General features: G+C 39.0%; 18 protein-coding genes. All 18 read left to right on the top strand.

Annotated elements, in window-relative coordinates:
* Nucleotides 1–40: 40 nt before the first annotated feature.
* The 18 genes from OQX64_RS11345 (at nt 41) to ftsZ (ending at nt 23,491) form a co-directional block, all read left to right on the top strand.
* The gene (locus OQX64_RS11345) at nt 41–928 is read left to right on the top strand and encodes an alpha/beta hydrolase (RefSeq protein WP_265818840.1); all 888 of its coding nucleotides are present in this window, start codon (nt 41–43) and stop codon (nt 926–928) included.
* A gap of 21 nt (nt 929–949) precedes the next feature.
* Nucleotides 950–3,403 carry a glycoside hydrolase family 3 N-terminal domain-containing protein gene (locus OQX64_RS11340; RefSeq protein ID WP_265818839.1) on the top strand — a complete coding sequence of 818 codons (2,454 nt, stop codon included), beginning with the start codon at nt 950–952 and terminating at the stop codon, nt 3,401–3,403.
* A 256-nt stretch (nt 3,404–3,659) separates the two neighbouring features.
* A complete protein-coding gene (locus OQX64_RS11335) occupies nt 3,660–4,091 on the top strand; it encodes a GNAT family N-acetyltransferase (RefSeq protein WP_265818838.1) in 432 nt (143 codons plus the stop codon).
* Nucleotides 4,092–4,100: 9 nt separating this feature from the next.
* A complete protein-coding gene (locus tag OQX64_RS11330; RefSeq protein ID WP_322974872.1) occupies nt 4,101–5,294 on the top strand; it encodes a phosphoglycerate kinase in 1,194 nt (397 codons plus the stop codon).
* 753 nt (nt 5,295–6,047) lie between these two features.
* Entirely contained in the window at nt 6,048–6,515 is a 468-nt protein-coding gene (mraZ, locus tag OQX64_RS11325) for a division/cell wall cluster transcriptional repressor MraZ (protein WP_265818837.1), read from the top strand.
* Nucleotides 6,505–7,410, top strand: coding sequence for a 16S rRNA (cytosine(1402)-N(4))-methyltransferase RsmH (gene rsmH, locus OQX64_RS11320; protein WP_265818836.1), 906 nt, complete (start codon nt 6,505–6,507; stop codon nt 7,408–7,410). The genes mraZ and rsmH overlap by 11 nt, the downstream gene beginning before the upstream one ends.
* Entirely contained in the window at nt 7,407–7,829 is a 423-nt protein-coding gene (locus OQX64_RS11315) for an FtsL-like putative cell division protein (protein ID WP_029282973.1), read from the top strand. The genes rsmH and OQX64_RS11315 overlap by 4 nt, the downstream gene beginning before the upstream one ends.
* Nucleotides 7,819–9,915, top strand: a complete 2,097-nt coding sequence (locus OQX64_RS11310; protein ID WP_265818835.1) for a penicillin-binding protein — start codon at nt 7,819–7,821, stop codon at nt 9,913–9,915. The genes OQX64_RS11315 and OQX64_RS11310 overlap by 11 nt, the downstream gene beginning before the upstream one ends.
* Before the next feature lie 403 nt (nt 9,916–10,318).
* Complete coding sequence (locus tag OQX64_RS11305; protein ID WP_088300065.1) at nt 10,319–11,776, top strand: UDP-N-acetylmuramoyl-L-alanyl-D-glutamate--2,6-diaminopimelate ligase; 1,458 nt, start codon at nt 10,319–10,321, stop codon at nt 11,774–11,776.
* Nucleotides 11,776–13,023, top strand: a complete 1,248-nt coding sequence (mraY, locus tag OQX64_RS11300) for a phospho-N-acetylmuramoyl-pentapeptide-transferase (RefSeq protein ID WP_029282979.1) — start codon at nt 11,776–11,778, stop codon at nt 13,021–13,023. Before OQX64_RS11305 ends, mraY begins: the two co-directional genes overlap by 1 nt.
* 119 nt (nt 13,024–13,142) lie before the next feature.
* Nucleotides 13,143–14,534 carry a UDP-N-acetylmuramoyl-L-alanine--D-glutamate ligase gene (murD, locus tag OQX64_RS11295; RefSeq protein WP_265818834.1) on the top strand — a complete coding sequence of 464 codons (1,392 nt, stop codon included), beginning with the start codon at nt 13,143–13,145 and terminating at the stop codon, nt 14,532–14,534.
* Nucleotides 14,535–14,550: 16 nt separating this feature from the next.
* Nucleotides 14,551–15,744, top strand: a complete 1,194-nt coding sequence (locus OQX64_RS11290; protein ID WP_088300064.1) for an FtsW/RodA/SpoVE family cell cycle protein — start codon at nt 14,551–14,553, stop codon at nt 15,742–15,744.
* A 175-nt stretch (nt 15,745–15,919) separates the two neighbouring features.
* Nucleotides 15,920–16,294, top strand: coding sequence for a four helix bundle protein (locus OQX64_RS11285; RefSeq protein ID WP_265818833.1), 375 nt, complete (start codon nt 15,920–15,922; stop codon nt 16,292–16,294).
* A 360-nt stretch (nt 16,295–16,654) separates the two neighbouring features.
* Nucleotides 16,655–17,758 carry an undecaprenyldiphospho-muramoylpentapeptide beta-N-acetylglucosaminyltransferase gene (gene murG, locus OQX64_RS11280; protein WP_265818832.1) on the top strand — a complete coding sequence of 368 codons (1,104 nt, stop codon included), beginning with the start codon at nt 16,655–16,657 and terminating at the stop codon, nt 17,756–17,758.
* Between the two features lie 81 nt (nt 17,759–17,839).
* Nucleotides 17,840–19,195 carry a UDP-N-acetylmuramate--L-alanine ligase gene (murC, locus tag OQX64_RS11275; RefSeq protein ID WP_265818831.1) on the top strand — a complete coding sequence of 452 codons (1,356 nt, stop codon included), beginning with the start codon at nt 17,840–17,842 and terminating at the stop codon, nt 19,193–19,195.
* On the top strand, nt 19,188–20,384 hold the full coding sequence (locus tag OQX64_RS11270) for a cell division protein FtsQ/DivIB (RefSeq protein WP_265818830.1): 1,197 nt from the start codon (nt 19,188–19,190) through the stop codon (nt 20,382–20,384). The genes murC and OQX64_RS11270 overlap by 8 nt, the downstream gene beginning before the upstream one ends.
* A gap of 5 nt (nt 20,385–20,389) precedes the next feature.
* Nucleotides 20,390–21,748 carry a cell division protein FtsA gene (ftsA, locus tag OQX64_RS11265; RefSeq protein ID WP_088300059.1) on the top strand — a complete coding sequence of 453 codons (1,359 nt, stop codon included), beginning with the start codon at nt 20,390–20,392 and terminating at the stop codon, nt 21,746–21,748.
* A 129-nt stretch (nt 21,749–21,877) separates the two neighbouring features.
* On the top strand, nt 21,878–23,491 hold the full coding sequence (gene ftsZ, locus OQX64_RS11260; RefSeq protein ID WP_088300377.1) for a cell division protein FtsZ: 1,614 nt from the start codon (nt 21,878–21,880) through the stop codon (nt 23,489–23,491).
* Nucleotides 23,492–23,625 lie beyond the last annotated feature (134 nt).

Genomic DNA, 23,625 nt, shown 5'->3' with positions numbered 1-23,625 from the left:
TGCTTTGAAATTTAGATTGACAATAACAAAATAGAATCCCATGAAAAATAAAATCCCCTTATTACTACTTACCGCCCTTGGATTTTCTTTCTCCATTCAGGCACAGGAGGTTATAAAACTTTATAACGGCAAGGCGCCAGGGTCTGAAAACTGGAAGCAGAAAGAAGCACAGGTTTATTCCGAGCTCTTTAAAACAGAAGTGGTTTACAATGTGACTGATCCCTCGGTTCTGGTTTATAAAGTGCCTGAAGGTGTGAAAAATACAGGTACAGCCATGGTAATTGCACCTGGTGGTGGTTTCCAGAGTTTATCCATCAACAGGGAAGGGATAGATTTAGCCAAAAGATTGAGTGAAAAGGGAATTACTGCTTTTGTTTTAAAATATCGTTTACTCGAAACCATTTCGAATGATCCTGCAAAAGAAATGATGGATAAACTGAAAGACCGGGCTGCTTTCGAAAAAAGTACTGCACCGTTAATTGAAATGTCGTCACATGATGGAAAAAAAGCCCTTCAGTACGTTTATGAAAATGCGTCCAGATATGGTATTAAAACCAATCAGATTGGCATTATTGGCTTTTCCGCAGGCAGTACTGTTGCCATGCAAACCGTATTGAACAATAACGGCAACTTCGTTCCAAATTTTGCGGCGTCCATTTATGGTGGTGTTTCTGCAGCACTGTTACAAAAGCCTTTACCTAAACTCAGCACTCCTTTATTTGTATGTGCCGCAACAGATGATCAGCTAAAACTTGCACCCAGAAGTATTCAGTTGTATAATAAATGGCTGGAAGGTGGTTACCCGGCAGAGTTGCACATATATGAAAAGGGTGGTCATGGCTTCGGAATGGGAAAGCAAAATCTGCCTGTTGATAGCTGGGTTGACCGGTTTGAAGACTGGTTAAAATATCACAAATTATTAAACTAATCATAGCCAAATAGATAAAATATGAAAAAGCATCACGTAAATCAGACTTTAAAGCTATCGCTGATGGCAGCATTGGTATTTTCAAATCTCTCCTGGAAAAATGCATCCCCGAAACACACAGAAAAACCACTTAGGATTACCATAAATGGTTTTACTTTCGAAGATTTAAACAGAAACGGAAGGTTAGACAAATATGAAGATTACCGTTTACCGGTCAGTGAGCGCATTGATGATTTGATCAGCAAAATGACTGATGAAGAAAAAGCATCTATGTTAATGGGCACAGGCATGCCTGGTTTTGATGGTTTAACACCAGTGGTTGGTGCAATAGAAGGTCGTGTTCCGGGAGCAGCCGGTGGCACCTATGCCATCAAGCGTTTAGGGATTCCGGAAATTATTGTAGCCGACGGCCCTGCCGGATTACGCATTAAACCCATTCGTGAAAAGGATAAGAACACCTATTACTGTACAGCTTTTCCGGTGGGCACTGCGCTCGCCTCTACCTGGAACCCGGCATTAATCCAGATTGTTGGTAAAGCCATGGGAAATGAAGTGAAAGAATATGGGGTAGATGTGCTGCTGGCTCCTGCCTTAAATATTCACCGCAATCCTTTAAATGGCCGGAATTTTGAATACTACTCCGAAGATCCATTAGTGTCTGGTAAAATTGCTTCAGCCATGGTAAATGGCATCCAGTCTAACGGTGTAGGGACATCCATTAAGCACTTTGCCGCTAATAATCAGGAAACCAATCGCCTTTCTATTAATGAACACATTACCGAAAGAGCCATGCGTGAACTTTACTTAAAAGGCTTTGAAATTGCTGTTAAAGAATCCAATCCCTGGACGGTGATGTCATCTTATAACCTGATTAACGGAACTTATACTTCAGCAAGAAAAGATTTGTTAACGGATATTCTTCGCGATGAATGGGGCTTTAAAGGAATTGTAATGACGGATTGGTTTGGCGGTTACGCCGGATTTAGTTCACTGCAAGGTGGTACCAGTAATGTTGTTGCCCAGCTTGAGGCAGGAAATGATTTATTAATGCCCGGCCTCCCTGCACAGAAAAAAGCCATTCTTGAAAATATGAAAAATGGTAAACTTTCAAAAGCTGTAGTAGAAACAAACATTAAGAGAATTTTGGAGCTGGTCTTCAAATCTCCAACCATGGCGAAATATAAATATACTGATCACCCGGATTTAAAAGCTAATGCTGAGGTGACCAGGAGTGCGGCTGCCGAAGGCATGATTTTGTTGAAAAATAATGATCATTTATTGCCTTATCAGGCCAAAGGAAAATCAATTGCAGCTTTTGGGGTAACCTCATACGATTTCATCTCGGGCGGAACCGGAAGTGGTGATGTGAATGAAGCTTATACGGTTTCCTTGATCGAGGGGCTGGAAAAGGGCGGCTATAAATTGGATGATGAGCTTAAAACGTTATACACGCCATTTGCAGCAAAAGAAAAGGCAGCAGAATTGGAAAGCCGTAAAAAACGGGGAATTCTGGCATTGCCGCAAAGATTGCCCGAGCTGGATTTAAATAAAGAGCTGATTGCAAAAAAGGCAGCATCGACTGAACTGGCGGTGATCACCATCGGAAGAAATTCTGGTGAGGGAGGCGATCGTACTGTAGATAATGACTTTAACCTGGCTGCGGATGAGGTAAACCTGATGAATAATGTAACTGAAGCTTTTCATGCAAAAGGCAAAAAAGTGGTGGTAATTTTAAATATTGGCGGCGTGATTGAAACGGCCAGCTGGAAAGATAAAGTAGATGCCATCTTATTGTCCTGGCAGCCTGGTCAGGAAGGTGGAAACTCTGTAGCTGATATTTTTAGTGGTAAAGTAACACCTTCAGGGAAATTAACCATGACTTTCCCGGTGAAATATGAAGATACGCCCTCAGCCAAAAACTGGTTGGGTACACCTGCATCCAACCCTGAAAACGTAACTTATGCCGAAGGTATTTATGTAGGCTACCGTTATTTTAATACCTTCAAAGTAAAACCATCTTTTGAGTTTGGTTACGGATTATCTTATACCCGTTTTGAATATGCCAACCTAAAATTAAGCAGCAAAACTTTCGAAGGAAAATTGACGGCTTCAGTTACCGTTAAGAACACGGGAAAGGTTGCCGGGAAGGAAATTGTACAACTCTATCTTTCAGCACCACATCAAAACGTTGATAAACCGGTGGAAGAGTTAAAAGCATTTGCTAAAACAAAGTTGTTAAAACCTGGTCAGTCAGAAACTGTGCAACTTACACTGTCTCCAAAAGATCTCGCTTCGTTTATGGAAAGCAGAAGTGCATGGGTAGCTGAAGCAGGAACCTATAAAGTTAACATTGGTACCTCATCATTATCAATAAAACAATCTGCAGAATTTTCTTTGGCTAAAGAACTGGAAGTAGAAAAAGTACACAAAGCTTTTACATTAACCACACCGGTTAACGAACTGAAAAGTAAATAAATTTAAGGCAGTCATAGAATCCTTTTCATGGGATTTTATGACTGCTTTTTCAAAAAGATGCATTATTCGCTCATCTACCATATTCCTGACATCCTCGTCAATACCACAATTTGCTGGTGATAATAAAAGTCATTAACAAAATTCTTACCTCAATTTTAATCAGGTTTCAAATGCTTTGCTAACTTTGCCAAGGCTCTTGAAAAACATCCTTGTATTTGCCTTGTAAGTAAGTACAACACTTTTGTTAAAGTAAAATATGGTTAAATTCATTCTTCCTGAAGAAGTTCTCCCGCTAAGAAGCCTGATGTTGAGAAATGGTAAGCCATTGAATGAATGTGTTTTTGATGGAGATCAAGCCTATGATACCTTTCATCTCGGTTACGTGAAAGATGATCAAATCCTTTCTGTAGCTACCTTTATGCGGAATGATTTTTTTCCGGAAGATGGTGAAGGTTATCAACTCCGCGGAATGGCTACACATCCTGATTATGGTGGCCGGGGTTACGGCGCAGCATTAATTCATTTTGCGGTCGAATATCTGAAAGAATATCATACCGATTACCTTTGGTGCAATGCAAGATCTGCCGCTGTAACTTTCTATAAAAAAATAGGCTTTATCAATGAATCACCTGAATTTGACATTCCAGGTATTGGTTTCCATTATGAAATGCGACTAAAACTAAAATAATATATAAACATGAAAACAATCGATCAGTTAAATTTTAAAGATAAAAAAGCGCTTATCAGGGTAGATTTTAACGTGCCTCTTGATGAAGAATTTAAAATTACCGATGATAAAAGAATGCGTGCGGCATTGCCAACCATCACTAAAATTTTAAATGATGGCGGTTCTGTTGTGTTAATGTCTCACCTGGGCAGACCAAAAGATGGCCCTACTAACAAATACTCTTTAAAACATATTCTGGGCGATTTATCGCGGATGCTTGATCTGGAAGTGAAATTTGCTGCCGACTGTATTGGTGAAGATGCTGTTAACCAGGCAAAAAATCTTTTTCCGGGTGAAGTGCTGTTATTAGAAAATCTCCGCTTTTATAAAGAAGAAGAAAAAGGCGATGTAGCTTTTGCCGAGAAATTATCTCAACTGGGTAATGTGTACGTGAATGACGCTTTTGGTACAGCTCACCGTGCACATGCTTCAACTTCAATTATTGCCCAGTTTTTCCCTGATGCGAAATACTTTGGCTATTTAATGGCTTCGGAAGTAGAAAATGCAGAGAAAATCTTAAACCATGCAGAACGTCCTTTTACTGCGATTATGGGCGGCGCAAAAGTTTCGGATAAAATCTTATTAATCGAAAAGTTACTGGATAAAGTAGATAACCTGATCATCGGTGGCGGTATGGCCTATACTTTTGCTAAGGCACAAGGTGGCGAAATTGGTACTTCGCTTTTGGAAGCGGATAAGCAAGAACTTTCATTGGAGTTAATGGAGAAAGCAAAAGCTAAAGGCGTAAATTTAATTTTGCCTGTAGATACGGTAATCGCTGATAAGTTTGCGAACGACGCTAATAAGAAAGATGTAGATTCAGGTCAGATTCCTGCTGATTGGATGGGATTAGATATCGGTCCGAAATCAGTTGCATTATTTCAGGATGTGATTAAGAACTCTAAAACTTTATTATGGAATGGTCCGATGGGTGTTTTTGAAATGGAAAATTTCCAGGTCGGTACAAAAGCAGTGGCTGATGCTGTGGTGGCTGCTACAACCGAGAATGGTGCCTTTTCATTAATTGGGGGTGGCGACTCTGCTGCTGCAATTGCTAAATTCGGTATGGAAGATCAAGTTAGCTACGTATCAACAGGTGGCGGTGCTTTATTAGAATATATGGAAGGTAAAGAATTACCTGGCGTTAAAGCAATTAACGAATAGTTAATTTGGTTATCGGATGAATAATATGTTATGTTCATCCGATAACTATTTAAAAATCTGGCTTAGCTTCGTTCTCTTTAACACACTCATCCCTTCTCATTTCGCTTAGCTCCAAAGACAATTTCTTTTAATCATCTAGAATAAGAAATAAGATGCATGGTCTTGTACTTTCTCTCATTCCTTATATAGTGATATTTGACAGATGTCATAAGGGGGAAAAATAAAATTCCTATAAGTTTTTTATCTATTATTTCTTTGGATTTAATTTTATGGAAAAAAGCCTGGGTATAAGATCTAAATAAAATTTCTAAGGTATTATTTAAATCGTTGGTCTTGAAATGACCTCAAGTAAGGATTACTAATATCATTTCGCTTCAAAGTAATAATTACGGCCATAAAATTATATAGAAGTTTAATCTGAATTTCCATCAAAAAAAATATCTTCCAATCGATATTGACCAGGATCATTTAGCCAATTTGTAGCCTTACTCATGCATTTCGGAATTAATTAGCCTAAATTTGGAGCTGAGAATTAATTTTTGGGCTTGCTTCCCACTTCAATAAACCAATGTTTTTAAAGTGCTGATTATTAGTGTTTATAGTATGTTATGTGTATTGCTCAACATATTTTTTGATTCAATGAGTATGCTTTAATGTAACAAAAAAGATGTTGAAAACTTTTTTGTGGTAAAATGTGGTAAAAAGTGGTAGAACTCTTTACTTTTACACTAGATAAAAAGTGTAGATACCACTATGACCCAACTTTTAGGAGAATTCGATTGTAAACTTGACGCAAAGGGACGCCTTATGGTACCCGCTGCGCTTAAGAAGCAATTGCCTGATGCCGAGAAGGAAGGGCTTATTATTAACCGTGGTTTCGAAAAAAATCTGGTGATCTATCCTAAGAATGTTTGGGATGCCGTTGTGGCCGATCTGGCCAAGCTAAATATTTACGATCAGGAAAACCGCGCTTTTGTTCGGGCTTTTACCCGTGGTGCCACCGAGCTTTCGCTTGATGCGGCTGGTCGTGTATTGCTGCCTAAATCATTGGTAGAGTATGCGGGTATTGGTAGTGATCTGGTCTTAGCTTGTCAGTTAGACCGGATTGAGGTTTGGGATAAAAAATCTTACGAAGATATTTTTGATGACGTGCCTGCAAACTTTGCAGATCTTGCTCAAAAGGTAATGGGTAACAAGAAAGGAGGCATTGATGGAGAATAATTACCATGTTCCGGTGATGTTGCAACCTTGTATTGAGGGGCTTAATATTAATCCTGACGGGGTTTATGTTGATGTTACTTTTGGTGGTGGCGGGCATTCGAGAGAAATTTTAAAGCACCTCAGTGATAAAGGTAAATTGATTGCTTTTGATCAGGATCCTGATGCGCAACAAAATATTCCGGATGATAAACGATTGGTTTTTATCGATCAGAATTTCGGATTTCTAAAAAATAATCTTCGTTTAAACGGTGTAAGGCAGGTTGATGGCATTTTGGCTGATTTAGGGGTTTCATCTCATCAGTTTGATGTTCCTCAGCGTGGGTTTTCGATCCGGCACAATGCCGATCTGGATATGCGGATGGATCAGCACCGTCATTTAACGGCTGCAGAAGTGTTAAATACTTATACTGAAGATAAGCTTCATAAAATTTTTGGGATATACGGAGAGGTTAAAAATGCAAAATCATTGGCGCGTGCTATTGTAACTGCTCGTTTGGAAATGCCATTTACAGATATTGATAGTTTAAAGGCTGCTATTTCTGCCTACATCCCGAAAGGAAAAGAAAATAAATACCTGGCGCAGGTTTTTCAGGCTTTACGTATTGAAGTGAATGCCGAAATACAAGTGCTGGAAGATTTTTTACAGCAGGCTGCCGATGTTTTAAAGCCTGGTGGCAGACTGGTTGTGATGTCTTATCATTCATTGGAAGACCGGCCGGTAAAGAATTTTATGGCAAAAGGTAAATTTCAGGGAGAGGTTGAAAAAGATTTTTTTGGAAATCAACAGAAGCCTTTTAATGTGGTTACGCGTAAAGCTGTTGTAGCTTCGGATGAGGAAATTGTGCTGAACAACAGGGCTAGAAGTGCGAAATTGAGAATAGCAGAGAAGATATGAATAAGTTCAGGGAAGATATAGAAGAAGAGGAGATCGGACCTGAGCCGGAGCTAAAGGCTGCGCCTAAAAAACCAAAAACAGCTGAAGAAAAAATGGATAGTAATTCGTTTATCAGTAAGCTTTTTAATGATGGCTTGGTATCAAAAGAGGCGGCAACAGATGCTTTGCCTTATTTGTGTTTTCTGGCTTTTTTGGGGATGATTTACATTGCCAACAGCCACTTTGCGGTAAACAATGTTCGCCGTATTGATAAGTTAAATAAAGAAGTAAAAGAATTAAGATGGGAGTATAAATCGTTAAAGGCAGATCTGATGTTCAAGAGTAAGTTGACAGAAGTAGCCAAAAAGGTAGATACCCTCGGAATAAAGGAACTGATTGAACCACCAAAAAAAATAATTGTTAAAAGCGATGAATATTAGAGCAAACATCTTGCTTCGCGTATACCTGGCATTTGGCTTAATTGTGCTTTTTGCTTTTGCGGTGTTTTTACGCCTCGGTCAGGTGCAGTTTTTGCAAGGTAAAAAATGGAAGGCAATGGCTGATAGCCTGTCAACACGCTATGTTAATGTAGAGGCTACCCGCGGGAATATTTATTCTAACGACGGGAGTTTGCTGGCTACATCTGTTCCGGAATACGAACTTCGTATGGATATGTATGCAGGTGGAATTGCAGATGATAAGGTTTTCAATGAAAAGGTCGATTCTCTGGGGCTCAAATTGTCGCAGATTTTTAATGATAAAACTGCTAAGGATTATGCCCGGATGCTACGTAAAGGCAGGCAAGATAGCGCCAGGTATTTATTGATTCACCGTAAAGTGGGGTATGCCGATCTGAAAACGATCAGGACTTTTCCGCTTTATAACATTGGTAAATTCAGTGGTGGTTTAATTGCTGTGCAGCAGAACAAGCGAATTCTTCCGTTTCAGGCACTGGCTGCCCGTACCATTGGTTATAAAAATGAAAATGTAGCCAACGGTGTAGGTTTGGAAGGTGCTTATAAGGAGTATATCAATGGCGAAACAGGTAAGCGATTAATGCAGCGGATTGCCGGAGGCGTTTATATTCCGGTAAATGAAGAGGCTGAGGTGGCACCGAAAGATGGCGCGGATATTATCTCCACCATTGATGTGAATATGCAGGATCTGGCGCAGAGTGCGCTTGAAAAACAGCTGATTGCCTATGATGCAGATCATGGTGCGGTGATTGTAATGGAAGTGGCCACAGGAGAAATCAGGGCAGTAGCCAATTTCTCAAAAGTAGAAGAAGGTGTTTATAAAGAGAAGTTTAACTATGCCATAGCCGGTAATCAGGATCCTGGTTCAACTTTTAAACTGGCTTCCTATATGGCTTTGCTGGAAGATCAGTTAGTGGATACGAATACCATGGTAGGAACAGGAAATTATAAGATTCCTGGGCATATGATTAAAGATTCACATGGAAGTATTGGGGTTGTTACGGTTAAGAAAGCTTTTGAGCAATCATCAAATGCCGCAATCGCTTACCTGATTAATAACCGGTATGGTGAAAATCCAAAACGTTTTACGGACCATCTGTATAACTGGCATTTGAATGAAAAGCTGGAATTGCAGATTCCCGGAGAAGCAAAACCTGTTATTAAAAATCCATCAAATAGAAGCTGGGGGAAAATGACCCTCCCGCAAATGGCTTATGGTTATGAAATGCAGCTTACACCTTTAAAAATGCTGTCATTTTATAATGCGGTGGCCAATAATGGTAAATATATTGCACCAATTTTTGTAAAGGAAGTCAGGAGACTTGGAAATCCGATTGAACAATTTAAAGCCAGGGTGATCAATGATAAAATATGCTCGGATGTAACCTTAAGTAAAATAAAGAAAATGCTCGAAGGTGTGGTGACTGAAGGTAGTGGAAAGCAATATGTACGCAACCCTTTATATAAAATTGCAGGTAAAACGGGTACCGCACAGGTAGCGGATGCCAATAAAGGTTACAAAGCTAAAAAGCAATATCAGGCTTCTTTTGTTGGGTATTTCCCGGCCGATAAGCCTAAATATTCGATGATTGTCGTGATTAATGATCCCAGAGGTGGATATTATGGTGCCCTGGTTTCCGGACCGGTGTTTCGTGAAGTAGCTGACCGGATTTATGCCAGTGATATGCAGATGTACAATGATATGCCGACAAGATTAGTTGGGAACACTGGTAATCCACCAACAAAAGCCGGTCAAAGTAAAGCTACGCAAAAGGTATATAAATCATTTGGTTACAAACCGTTGTTTGCATCTAAATCGGAGTATTATAACATCATTGATACCAGTGCAGGAGCCGTTTACCAGGAAAATACAGAACGAAGAGGGGTCATGCCAAATGTTGCAGGAATGGGGTTGAAAGATGCATTATACCTTTTGGGTAATGCAGGCTTAAAAACGAAAGTGGCAGGTTCCGGTAAGGTCATCAGCCAGTCCATCGCCGCCGGCACTAAAGTAGGAAGAGGTTTAGGCGTACAGATAGAGTTGAATTAAATGATTGAATGATAGAATTTTGAATAAGTGAATGTTAGAGGCGATAGCCACATTCTTTTATTCTCTAATTAAATGAAATAATTGAATGATAGAATTTTGAATGAGTGAATGTTAGAGGCGATAGCCACATTCTTTTATTCTCTAATTAAATGAAATAATTGAATGATAGAATTTTGAATAAGTGAATGTTAGAGGCGATAGCCACATTCTTTTATTCTCTAATTAAATGAAATAATTGAATGATAGAATTTTGAATGAGTGAATGTTAAAGGCGATAGCCACATTCTTTTATTCTCTAATTAAGTGAAATAATTGAATGATAGAATTTGAATGAGTGAATGTTAAAGGCGATAGCCACATTCTTTTATTCTCTAATTCAATCCTTCTCTAATTAAAAAACAAAATGCAATTACAAGATTTACTATATGGCGTAACGATTAAAGAATTGGTTGGGAAAACCGATAGGGAAATCAATGCGCTCCACTTTGATTCACGCAAGGTTGGTAAAGACGATGTTTTTTTTGCAGTAGTGGGAACGCTGGCTGATGGCCATCAGTTTATAGCGCAAACTCTTGCGCAGGGAGCAACTGTAATTGTGTGTGAAAATCTTCCTGAAGTTCATGATTTTACCGTCACCTATATTAAGGTAGAAAATACGGCTGTAGCTTTGGGTATTATGGCAGGTCATTATTTTGGTAATCCTTCTGCCGATTTAAAGCTGATTGGCATTACTGGAACAAATGGTAAAACCACCATTGCCACTATTCTATTTAAATTATTTAAAGATTTAGGCTATAAAACCGGATTAATTTCAACGGTAGAAAATTATATCAATGATACCGTTATACCGGCAACACATACTACTCCAGATCCGATTGCGCTTAACCAGTTACTAAGTGATATGGTAAACGCCGGATGTGATTATTGTTTCATGGAAGTGAGTTCACATGCGGTTTCTCAACATAGAATTGAAGGTTTAAGCTTTTCAGGAGGTGTGTTTTCTAATCTGACCCATGATCACCTGGATTTTCACAAAACTTTTGAAAGCTATTTAAAGGCTAAGAAATCCTTTTTTGATATGCTTCCAAAGTCAGCCTTTGCACTGACCAACATTGATGATAAAAATGGTTTGGTGATGCTGCAGAATACAAAGGCGCATAAAAAAACTTATGCCTTGAAACAACTGGCAGATTTTAAAGCTAAAATTGTGGAGAACGGTTTTAGCGGATTGCACCTGGATATCGACAATGAAGATGTGTATTTCAAGTTGATTGGTTCATTCAATGCCTATAATTTATTGGCGGTATACGGAACAGCCATCTTGCTGGAACAGGATAAATTGAAAGTATTAACTTCTTTAAGTCGTTTAACCGGCGCTGAAGGTCGTTTTGATTATATTGTTTCTTCAGATAAAATTATTGGTATTGTAGATTACGCCCATACACCAGATGCGGTTCAAAATGTATTAGGCACAATTGCAGATATCCGCAAGGGAACAGAACAGGTAATTACGGTAATTGGTTGCGGTGGCGATCGGGATAAAACCAAACGGCCGGTGATGGCACAGGTGGCCTGCGATTGGAGTGATAAAGTGATTTTAACTTCTGATAATCCAAGAACGGAAGATCCTCAAAGTATTATTACAGAGATGGAAGCAGGTGTTTCACCTACCAATAAACGTAAAACCTTATCCATTTTAGACAGAAGGGAAGCCATTAAAACAGCCTGTCATTTGGCAAAAAGCGGTGATATTATCCTCATTGCCGGAAAAGGACATGAAAAATACCAGGAAATTAATGGCGTAAGGAACCATTTTGACGATAAAGAAATTTTACTAGCACAACTAAACCCGAACAGCTAATGTTATATTTATTATTCGAATACTTGCATAAGCATTATGACATTCCTGGATTAAGGTTGTTCCAGTATATCACTTTCCGTGCGTCGATTTCTATTATTTTGTCTTTGGTCATTACAACCGTTTACGGACGGAGGTTAATCGATTATCTCCACAAAAAACAGGTTGGAGAAACGGTTAGAAATCTTGGCTTGGAAGGGCAGATGCAAAAACAAGGCACTCCGACAATGGGAGGGATTATCATCTTGTTGGGGATTCTGATTCCAACTTTATTGTTTGCCAATATTTCCAATATCTATGTGATCCTGATGATCATTACCACCATTTGGATGGGTGCAGTTGGTTTCCTGGATGATTATATTAAGGTTTTCAAAAAAAATAAAGAAGGTTTAGCAGGCAAGTTTAAGGTTGTTGGGCAAGTAGGTTTAGGTTTAATTGTTGGTACGACGATGTATTTTCATCCCAATATTGTGGTGAGAGAAACGGTTCAGGATGATGTAAAAGTGACCTCGCCGGCCCCGATGGTATTGCGTCAGAAAGGGGAAACATTTTATTACACTCAGGATGTGAAATCGACCAAAACCAATATGCCTTTTTATAAGAATAATGAATTTGATTACGCAAAGGTATTGAAGTTTTTAGGTGGTGATTATCAAAAGTTTGCCTTCATCATCTTTTTGCTCATTACCGTTTTCATTATCACGGCGGTATCAAACGGAGCCAATATAACTGATGGGATAGATGGCTTAGCCACTGGAACATCCGCTGTCATCGGGATTACCTTAGGGATTTTGGCTTATGTTTCGGGTAACACGGTAATGGCCGATTACCTGAACATCATGTACATTCCAAATTCAGCAGAGCTGATGATTTTTGCAGGCGCATTTGTTGGGTCTTGTGTAGGTTTTCTTTGGTATAATTCTTATCCGGCTCAGATTTTTATGGGCGATACCGGAAGTTTGGCCATTGGGGGAATCATCGCTTCCTTCGCTTTAATGATCCGCAAGGAACTGTTGATTCCGGTTCTATGCGGCGTTTTTTTGGTGGAATTGGTGTCTGTCATTATGCAGGTATCGTACTTTAAATACACGAAGAAGCGGTTTGGAGAAGGCCGCAGGATTTTTCTGATGTCACCTTTGCACCACCACTATCAAAAAAAGGGATATCATGAGGCAAAGATTGTAACGCGCTTCTGGATCATCGGAATCATGCTGGCCATCATCACAATAGTAACGTTAAAATTGAGATAAACCTAGGCGGAAGGCTTTAAGGTAGAAGGTAAAAAAAATGCTAACCTTCTTAAATAAATAAAGATTAATAAAAAATTGGCTATTAAGCTTCTTGACTTGATACTAAATACTAATTAAAAATGAACACAGTTCAAAATAACACATTAGAAAACCCGCAGTCAGCAATGGCAGGGCAGGGCCGTGTGGTTATTTTGGGCGCAGGCGAAAGTGGCGTTGGTGCAGCGAAACTTGCACAGGTCAAAGGCTTTGAGGTATTCGTTTCAGATTTCGGCGTAATTGCCGATAAATATAAATCAGCATTAGAGAAACTGAACATTCCTTTTGAATCAGAAAAACATACTGAAGCATTGATTTTAAATGCAACAGAAGTAATCAAAAGCCCTGGTATTCCGCCAACTGCACCGATCATTAGAAAATTAATCGCCCAGGGAACGCCTGTCATTTCAGAAATTGAATTTGCCAAAAGGTATACCACGGCGAAAACCATCTGCATTACAGGATCAAACGGTAAATCAACCACCAGTTTGCTTACGTACCACATTTTGAAAAATGCGGGTTTAAATGTAGGACTTGCAGGAAATATTGGTCACAGTTTCGCAGCGCAGGTAGCTGATAAGGACTATGATTATTATGTGCTGGAAATCTCCAGTTTCATGCTTGATGATATGTTTAAATTCAAGGCAGATATTGCTGTGCTCTTAAATATCACGCCTGATCATTTAGATCGTTACGATTACAAAATGGAAAATTATGTTGCATCCAAAATGCGCATTATTCAAAATCAAACGGCAGATGATGTCTTCATTTATTGTGCCGATGATGAAGAAACTGTAAAAGCAGTGCAGGCCTTTAAGCCTTTAGCAAATGTATTTCCGTTTTCCATTATTAAAAAGAATGAACCTGGTGCTTATTTAGCAGCACAAACCATACATATCCTAACAGAACCTAATAAAGAACTAACCATGTCTATTTCAGATTTAGCCTTACAAGGCAAGCACAACATTTACAACTCTATGGCTTCGGGCATTGTTGCGAAGGTTTTAGAGTTAAGAAATGAGACCATTCGTGAAAGTATGGGCAATTTCAAAAATATTGAGCACAGGTTAGAACATGTAGCTAAGATATCAGGAATTGATTTTATCAATGATAGCAAGGCCACCAACGTGAATTCTACCTGGTATGCGCTGGAAAGTATGACAGCCGATGTGGTGTTGATTATGGGCGGAGTTGATAAAGGCAATGATTACAACATGCTAAAAGATCTGGTAAAAAGTAAAGTGAAAGCGATTGTGTGTTTAGGTAAGGATAACAAACGGATTCATGATGCCTTTGAAGATGATGTGGAAGTTATTGTAAATACGTTTTCTGCTGATGAAGCCACTCAGATTGCTTTTCATCTGGCCAAACGCGGAGATGCAGTTTTACTTTCACCTGCATGTGCCAGTTTTGATTTATTTAAAAACTATGAAGACCGCGGCAACCAGTTTAAAGCAGCAGTTAAAGAATTATAATATAGGAGGCTAATATATGTTCCAAGCACTACTTGATAAAACAAAAGGCGATAGATGGATCTGGTTGATCATCATCTTGCTTTCGCTTATCTCTGTAATGGCAGTTTATAGTGCAACGGGAACTTTGGCCTATAAAAAGGGCGAAGCCGTAGAGAAATTGCTGTTAACCAAACACCTCATCTTTGTTTTGATGGGGATTGGGATGATTTACATTGCACATTTGCTGGATTACAGGTATTACGCAGGTATATCTAAAATATTAATGATTATCACGATTCCATTACTGGTTTACACCTTAATTTTTGGAACAAATTTAAACGATGCGTCACGCTGGGTAAAGATTCCGGTAATCGGATTGACTTTTCAAACATCCGATTTGGCAAAATTGGCTTTAATAACATTTCTGGCCAGGATGCTGACGAAAAAACAGGAGAATATTAAAGATGTAAAAGAGTCCTTTTTACCAATCATGGGCTCCGTTTGTGTGGTTTTTGTACTGATTGCATTGGCTAACCTTTCAACGGCACTAATGCTTTTCGGTGTAAGTATTTTGCTGTTAATTATCGGCAGGATTAGTATCAAGCAAATAGCTATTGTTTGTGCGGGTGGTCTTGTGTTATTGTTATTTGTATTCTTCCTCGGGCCGAGGCGGAAGACTTACATGTCGAGGATTAATACGTTCATGCATCCGGAGATGCAGCATTCAGATAAAACTTTCCAGGCCGATCAGGCAAAAATTGCCCTGGCCACTGGTGGTGTTTTTGGTAAAGGACCAGGTAATAGTACACAGCGCAATTTCCTTCCCCATCCGTATTCCGATTTTATTTTCGCCATTATTATTGAAGAATGGGGAACACTGGGCGGAATTGTCATTATGGTGCTTTACCTGGTGCTTTTATACCGATGCATAAAAATAGTGACCAAGGCTCCGAAGGCTTTCGGGGCACTGCTGGCTGCCGGTTTGAGTTTTAGTTTAACCATTCAGGCTTTTGCAAATATGGCAGTAGCCGTAGGTTTGGGCCCGGTAACGGGCGTGCCTTTACCATTGGTGAGTATGGGTGGAACATCAATGATTTTTACCAGTGTAGCCTTTGGTATTATCCTGAGTGTAAGTAGAGATGTGGAAGAAAATGCCATTGGAGGAGCTAAAGAGGAGAAAGAAAAAGTAAAGAATAAAGTGATTGTAGGAGAGATTCCGGCGATGGCTTAATTAATAATTAGTGAGTGATAGCATGATTGAATTAGCGAGTGAGACAATAATTAATGAATGATTGAGAGCGTGACAGAATTTTGAATGATTGAATAAGATTGTTGTAATAATGAAGTGATAGAATTCCCTATTGAAGTGAACATCCCAAAGTTTAATAGTTAGAAATTAATAAATAGTGGAGAATGTAACTAAAATTGATTTTGTAGAATCGATAAAAGCCAGAACAAAGAAGTTCGTTTTGGATTCAATAAAGTTTTATCAAGCACTGCCAAAAACTGAAGAAGGAAAAATAATAGGTAGGCAATTTATAAGATCAGCATCATCAGTCGGAGCAAATTATAGAGCTGCATGCAGAAGTAGGTCCAGGGCAGAATTTTTTTCTAAGCTGAGTATTGTTGTTGAGGAAGCGGATGAAACTGCGTTCTGGATTGAGATCCTAACAGAATCGAAGATTACAAATTCGATGGAAGCTCAACCATTATTGAAAGAAGTAAATGAAATTTTAGCAATTGTAGCTAAAGCAAGAAAAACAGTAAGTAATCATAAATAAAGGATTAAATGAAAGAATGATTGAATTGTAGAATGTAATTGTCGCTATTAAACATTTACTCATTCAAAATTCACAAATTCAATAATTAGAGATAGAAATAAAGAATGATTGAATTATAGAATGTAATTGTCGCTATTAAACATTTACTCATTCAAAATTCACAAATTCAATAATTAGAGATAGAAATAAAGAATGATTGAATTATAGAATGTAATTGTCGCTAGTAAACATTTACTCATTTAAAATTCACTCATTCAATAATTAAATAAGAATGATAGAATGAACGAATGATTGAATGTAGCTATCTTTATTGAACATTCCCTCATTCAAAATTCCCTCATTCAATAATTAAATAACAAAATGAATAATTCCCCAAAAATTATCATATCAGGTGGTGGCACCGGCGGGCATATATTTCCCGCCGTAGCCATAGCCAATGCGCTTAAACGCTTGGTTCCTTCCTGTGAAATTTTGTTTGTGGGCGCGAACGGCCGGATGGAAATGGAAAAAGTTCCAGCTGCCGGATATAAAATTATAGGATTGAATATCAGTGGTATGCAGCGCGGTTCGATCATGAAAAATCTGGCATTGCCATTTAAAGTGATCGGAAGTGTAAAAAGAGCCCTGGAAATTATTAAAGATTTTAAACCTGATGCTGTTGTGGGTGTAGGGGGATATGCTTCTGGTCCGTTATTGTATGCGGCTTCATTGAAAGGAATTCCAGGTTTAATACAGGAGCAAAATTCATATGCAGGTGTTACCAACAAGTGGCTGGGCAGAAAAGCGGCCAAGATTTGTGTCGCTTTTGACGGAATGGATCAGTTTTTCCCGGCAGGTAAGATCTTGAAAACAGGTAATCCGGTACGTAAAGAGGTGGTGGATATTAAAGGTAAACACCATGCAGGTGCTGAACTTTTGAAACTTGATCCATTGAAAAAAACCATTATGGTTACGGGGGGGAGTTTAGGCGCAGGAACCTTAAATAAAGCGATTGAAAAACACCTGCCTGAAATTTTAGCTCAGGATGTTCAGGTAATCTGGCAAACCGGTAAGTTTTATTATAAAGGAATTATTGAAAGGTTAGGGCTTGAATATCACCCCAACGTGCGCATCCTGGAATTTTTAAATAAAATGGACCTGGCTTATGCAGCGGCAGATGTAATCATCTCCCGTGCCGGAGCAGGAACCATTGCAGAACTTTGCCTGATCAAAAAACCAGTAATACTGGTGCCTTCTCCAAATGTAGCAGAAGATCATCAGACTAAAAATGCCATGGCACTGGTTAAAAATGGTGCTGCTTTGCTCATCAATGACCGTTCAGCTGAAGATACTTTGGTTAAAACAGCCTTGGAATTGCTGAAAGATGAAAGTCAGCGCATTAAGTTATCAGAAAGCATAGGGAAAATGGCCTTGCCGGCAGCTGATGAAATGATAGCGGGTGAAGTGTTGAAATTGATTAAGTAAAGAGATGAGAAACTAGATGTGTGATTTGAGATTAGACCATTTGTCTAGTGTCTCATATCTCCCATCTCAAATCTAATAAAAATGGAATTAAGTAAAATAAATAGGGTCTTTTTTGTAGGTGTCGGTGGTATCGGCATGAGTGCGCTCGCCCGTTATTTTGCTAAACGTGGGCAGGAAGTTTGTGGTTATGATAAAACTAAAACCCGACTTACTGAAACATTAGCGCAGGAAGGTATACAGATCACTTATGCTGATGAAGTATCTGAATTGCCTGAAGCATTTCTCCATTCAAAAGAAGATACTTTGGTGGTTTACACCCCCGCCATTCCGAAAGATGCTCAATTACTCAATTATTTTAGAAGCCACGGATTCGTGCTGAAGAAGAGATCTGAAGTGTTAGGAATTATTAGCAAGGGAATGTTCTGTATCGGGATAGCGGGTACACACGGGAAAACAACCACATCTTCTATAGTAGCACATATTCTGAAAGATACAGGATTTGATTGTACTGCATTTTTGGGTGGCATTGCCAGTAACTACAACAGCAACGTGCTTTTCGGAAAGAATAATGTGGTGGTTGTAGAAGCGGATGAATATGACCGTTCATTCCTGACCTTACACCCTGATATTGCTGTTGTTACCTCAATGGATGCCGATCACCTGGATATTTATGGTGATAAAAGCCATCTGGAAGAATCTTTCCGGTTATATGCCGGTCAGTTAAAGGCTGAGGGCAAACTGTATGTTCACGAAGGTTTGCCTTTAGAAAATAGCATCACTTATGCCGCAAGCTCAACCGCTGATGCAAAGGCAATAAACTTAAGGGTTGAAGGGGCGAAATTTGTTTTTGATTATGTTGACTCCAATCATCAGCTGACAGATGTAAGCTTAATGCTGCCTGGTAAGCATAATGTGGAAAATACAACTGTAGCCATAGCCATCGCTTTACAGCTGGGGATTGATGCCGAAAAAGTAAAACTGGCCGTTGCCAATTTTAAAGGGGTTAAACGTCGTTTTGAATATATTGTCAATAACGAATCGCAGATATATATTGATGATTATGCGCATCATCCTGAAGAACTCAGGGCATGTTTTGATGCGGTTAGGCAGCTATATCCAACGAAAAAACTGACAGTGATTTTTCAACCGCATTTGTTTACACGGACACGGGATTTTGCAGATGATTTCGCCCGCGTTTTAAGTACCGCCGATGAACTTTTATTATTAGATGTTTACCCGGCCAGAGAATTGCCTTTGGAAGGTGTAAATGCACAGTTCTTACTGGATAAAATCACACTGGGAAATAAAAGAATTGTTGAAAAAGATGCCGTGATCGAATACATCGCGCAAGAAAAGCCTGAACTGATTCTAACGGTTGGTGCCGGCGATATTGATACCCTTATTGAACCCATTAAAAATACATTAAACCATGCTTAAGCGAATAAACTGGAGCGCAATATTTACCGGCTTTGCCTGGCTAATCAGCCTGGCTGGCGTGGTGGTGCTTTTAAGTTTTATTAATGTTAAAAAGCAGACGGTAAAATGTACTGATGTAAAAATTTTAATTCCCGGTGCAGATAATTTTATCGAAAGAGAAGAAATTGATGCCATCCTGAAAGAAGATCAGGGTGTGCTTTTAGGAAGAAATCTGGAAAACATTAACATTCATAAAATAGAAAAGAAATTACAATCCAACCCTTATATCGCATTTGCAAAGGTTTATGTAGATATGGATGGAATTTTAAACATCGAAGTCAAACAAAGACAGCCCATTGTACGTATATTAAATGAAACTGGACAAGATTTCTATATAGATAATGATGGATTAAAAATGCCTACCTCTTCTAATTTTACCGCAAATGTGCTGGTGGCTACAGGTCATATTTCGGAGGTTTTTGGAAGCCGTGTAGATACCTTACATACTAAATTGGCCCGCGACCTTTATAAAACTGCTCAGTACATCAAAAAGGATACACTTTGGGATGCCCAGATTGAACAGGTCGTGGTAGATCAGCAAAATGATATGGAACTCATTCCAAGGGTGGGTAATCAGCGTATAATTTTAGGTAATGCTGATTCGCTGGAAAAGAAAATGAATAACCTGCTTATTTTCTATAAAAAAGCAATGCCGCAGGTAGGATGGGAAGCTTATAAAACCATTAATATCAAGTATACCAATCAGATTGTTTGCCAAAGGCGCGACTCTACAGAAATCGCAAGGAATTTAAAACGTTTATCAAAGATGGATAGCGTTCGTGTACAGCAAAGGGTTTCTGATTCATTGGTGAAGGATGTAATCGCGGCGGCCATTAAAAAAACACCTGTTCAGACTGCATCAGCAACTGAAGTAAAAAGAACAGAACCCCGGAAGCCGGAGCCACAAAAGCCCGAAGTCAAAAAAACTGAAACCAAGAAAACTGAGGTGAAAAAGGTTGAAAATAAGACTGAACCCAAAAAGCCTGTAATTCAGGCGGCAAAGGCGAAAGAAACCAAAAAAGAAGAAAATCAAAAAGCAACAACTAAGGCAAAACCTGTATTAAGTGCACAAGAGCTTAAAAAGCAGAAAGAAGCAAGAGAAAAAGAAATCAGAGCCCTAGAAAAACAATATAAAACTCAGCAAAATTAACAAATATGGACAAGGCAAAATTTACCAGTCAGTCTCCCATTGTAGTAGGATTAGATATCGGTACTACAAAAATTTGTGTTATCGTTGGCCGCAGAACCCAACATGGTAAGATAGAAATCTTAGGAATAGGCAAAGCAGAATCGGCAGGTGTGACACGTGGAGTGGTTTCTAACATTCAAAAAACCGTGCAAGGCATCGCGCAGGCAGTAGAAATCGCAAGCGGACAATCCAACGTAGAAATACAGGTGGTAAATGTAGGGATTGCTGGTCAGCACATCAAAAGCTTACAGCATAGAGGGATTTTAACAAGAAGAGAATTAAACAACGAAATTGGTAAAAAAGATATCGATAAGCTGATTGACGATATGTTTAAACTGGTGATGCCTCCAGGAGAGGAGATCATCCATGTATTGCCACAGGAATTCACCATTGATAACGAACCGGGAATTAAAGATCCTATAGGTATGGCTGGCGTACGTCTGGAAGCTAATTTTCATATCATTTCCGGTCAGGTTACCGCGGTGAAAAACATCATTAAATGTGTAAATAATGCAGGATTACAAACGCAGGATTTAATTCTTGAGCCATTGGCGTCTTCTGAATCGGTGTTGAGCGATGAAGAGAAAGAAGCGGGGATCGCATTAGTAGATATTGGTGGTGGTACTACAGATATTGCTATTTTCCATGAAGGCATTATTCGCCATACAGCGGTAATTCCATTTGGTGGTAATAGTGTAACTGAAGACATCAGAGAGGGTTGTTCTGTCATGCGTAACCAGGCTGAGTTGCTGAAAACACGTTTTGGTTCTGCCCTTGCTGAGGAGAACAAAGAAAATGAAATCATTTGTGTACCAGGTTTACGTGGACGCGAACCGAAAGAAATATCAGTTAAAAACCTGGCATATGTAATCCAGGCACGGATGGAAGAAATTATTGAGCATGTATATTACGAAATCAAATCTTCCGGATATGAGAAAAAATTAATTGGTGGCATTGTCATCACAGGTGGTGGCGCACTGTTAAAGCACTTATCTCAGGCAGTAGAGTATGTAACAGGTTTAGATTGCCGCATCGGATATCCGAATGAGCATTTATCTAAATATGAAGATATGCCGAAAACGATTTATGATGACTTGAAAAGCCCGATGTATGCAACCAGTGTTGGATTGTTAATTAAAGGTATTCAAAAAGCAGAAGAGCTGATTGAGGAAATGAAGCAACCAGGGGTATTTGTAGAGAAGCCAAAAACGGTTAAAGAGAAAGAAAAACGTGGACCAGGTTTGTTTGATAAATTACTGGCGAAAACGAAAACGTTCATTCAGGACGATATGAATGTGAGTGATGAAGATTACTTAAAAAGCTAAAACTTTTCCACAAAAAATGAGTTTTCCACATTCTTAACAAATGTGGAAAACGTATGTTGAAAAAGTGTTAATATTACATTGAGTAATGAACAGAATTTAAAAATTTTTAAACAACTGATTCATAAAGATATGCAGTTCGAAATGTTAAAAGATAAGTCTTCAATTATCAAGGTAATTGGTGTTGGAGGCGGTGGCGGCAACGCAGTAAACCATATGTACCTGTCAGGTATTACTGGTGTAGATTTTATTATTTGTAATACAGATGCCCAGGCTTTGGAATCTAGTCCTATCCCTAACAAGGTGCAATTAGGGGCTAGCTTAACCGAAGGAATGGGTGCTGGTTCTATTCCTGAGGTGGGTAAAAACTCGGCAATAGAGAATATAGATGATATTAAAGCTATGCTGGGTAGTACAACCAAAATGCTTTTTATTACAGCAGGAATGGGTGGCGGTACCGGTACAGGTGCATCGCCAATTATTGCGAAAGCTGCTAAAGAACTTGATATTTTAACTGTTGCCATCATTACTACTCCATTTTCATTCGAAGGGAAAAGACGTCGTCTTCAGGCTGATGAAGGAATGGAAGAGTTAAAGAAATATGTAGATTCCTATCTGGTTATTTCAAATGATCGCTTACGTGAGATTTTTGGAAACCTGACCTTAGGTTCTGCATTTGGCCAGGCAGACGATATTTTAACTACTGCAGCTAAAGGCATCGCCGAAATCATTACTGTTCCAGGTTATATCAACGTGGATTTTAAGGATGTGCGTACCGTGATGAAAGATAGTGGCGTAGCTATTATGGGTAGTCATTCTGCTGATGGTGAAGATCGTGCATTGGAAGCGGTGGAAGGTGCTTTAGCTTCTCCATTATTGAAAGATAATGAAATTGAAGGCGCCCGTTATATTTTATTGAACATCAGTTCTGGTCTTCGTGAAGTAACCATGGATGAGGTTTCCATAATTACAGATTACATTCAGGATAAAGCTGGTTTATCAGCAGATTTAATCTGGGGTAACTGTACGGATGAATCTCTGGAAGATAAATTATCGGTAACCATTATTGCTACGGGCTTCCAGACTTCAGAAGAACGCGTTCACGAAGAAAAGAATAAGAAGAAAATTTCACTGTTAACACCAGAAGAAGCACCATTGGTTCGCCCGATTGAACCGGTAAACTCTTTTATTCAGCCAAAAGCAGCGCCATCTTATGAGCCTGTTTTAAAAGCAAAAGAAGAAGTTTCACAAGCTGATCTTTTTGGTGGAATGTTCAACAAGCCAGAAGCTCAAAAACAGCAGGAGCCGGATAACCACATCGTTCGCCATACCCTGATGGAGGAAGAACCTCAGGTAGAAGAGCCGAAAGAAACCGGGTTTGAGTTTGAAGTGAAGTTGGCTGAACCTAATTACGTATTTGATACACCGGTTGCTGAACCAACTCCTGAACCAGAAATGCCGGTGGTTGGTTTAGATGATGATAAAAGTGACGAATCAATGGAAGAGCAGTTGAAAAAATCTAAAGAACGTATTTTACGTCTGAAAGATTTGAGCATGAAACTGCGTACAACCAATGGTTTACAGGAATTGGAAAATGAACCTGCTTATAAACGTAAACAAATGCAATTGCAGCAAGTTCAGCATTCTTCAGAATCACAGGTGAGTCGTTTTACACTCAGCAACGATCAGGATGGCGGTACAGAGATCAGACCAAACAATTCTTTTTTACATGATAACGTTGACTAAGTCTGACCACATATAATTTTGAGCCCCCGATACAATATCGGGGGCTTTTTTGGCATAAAATTAGATCGTTAAAAATCTTAATTGACAGGCAAAAGATTAATCTAATTGATTTTAAGACGAATAAAGCTTAAATT

The sequence above is a fragment of the Pedobacter sp. GR22-10 genome, from assembly GCF_026239715.1.
Lineage (GTDB): Bacteria > Bacteroidota > Bacteroidia > Sphingobacteriales > Sphingobacteriaceae > Pedobacter.
This window is presented reverse-complemented; position numbering and strand designations above follow the sequence as displayed.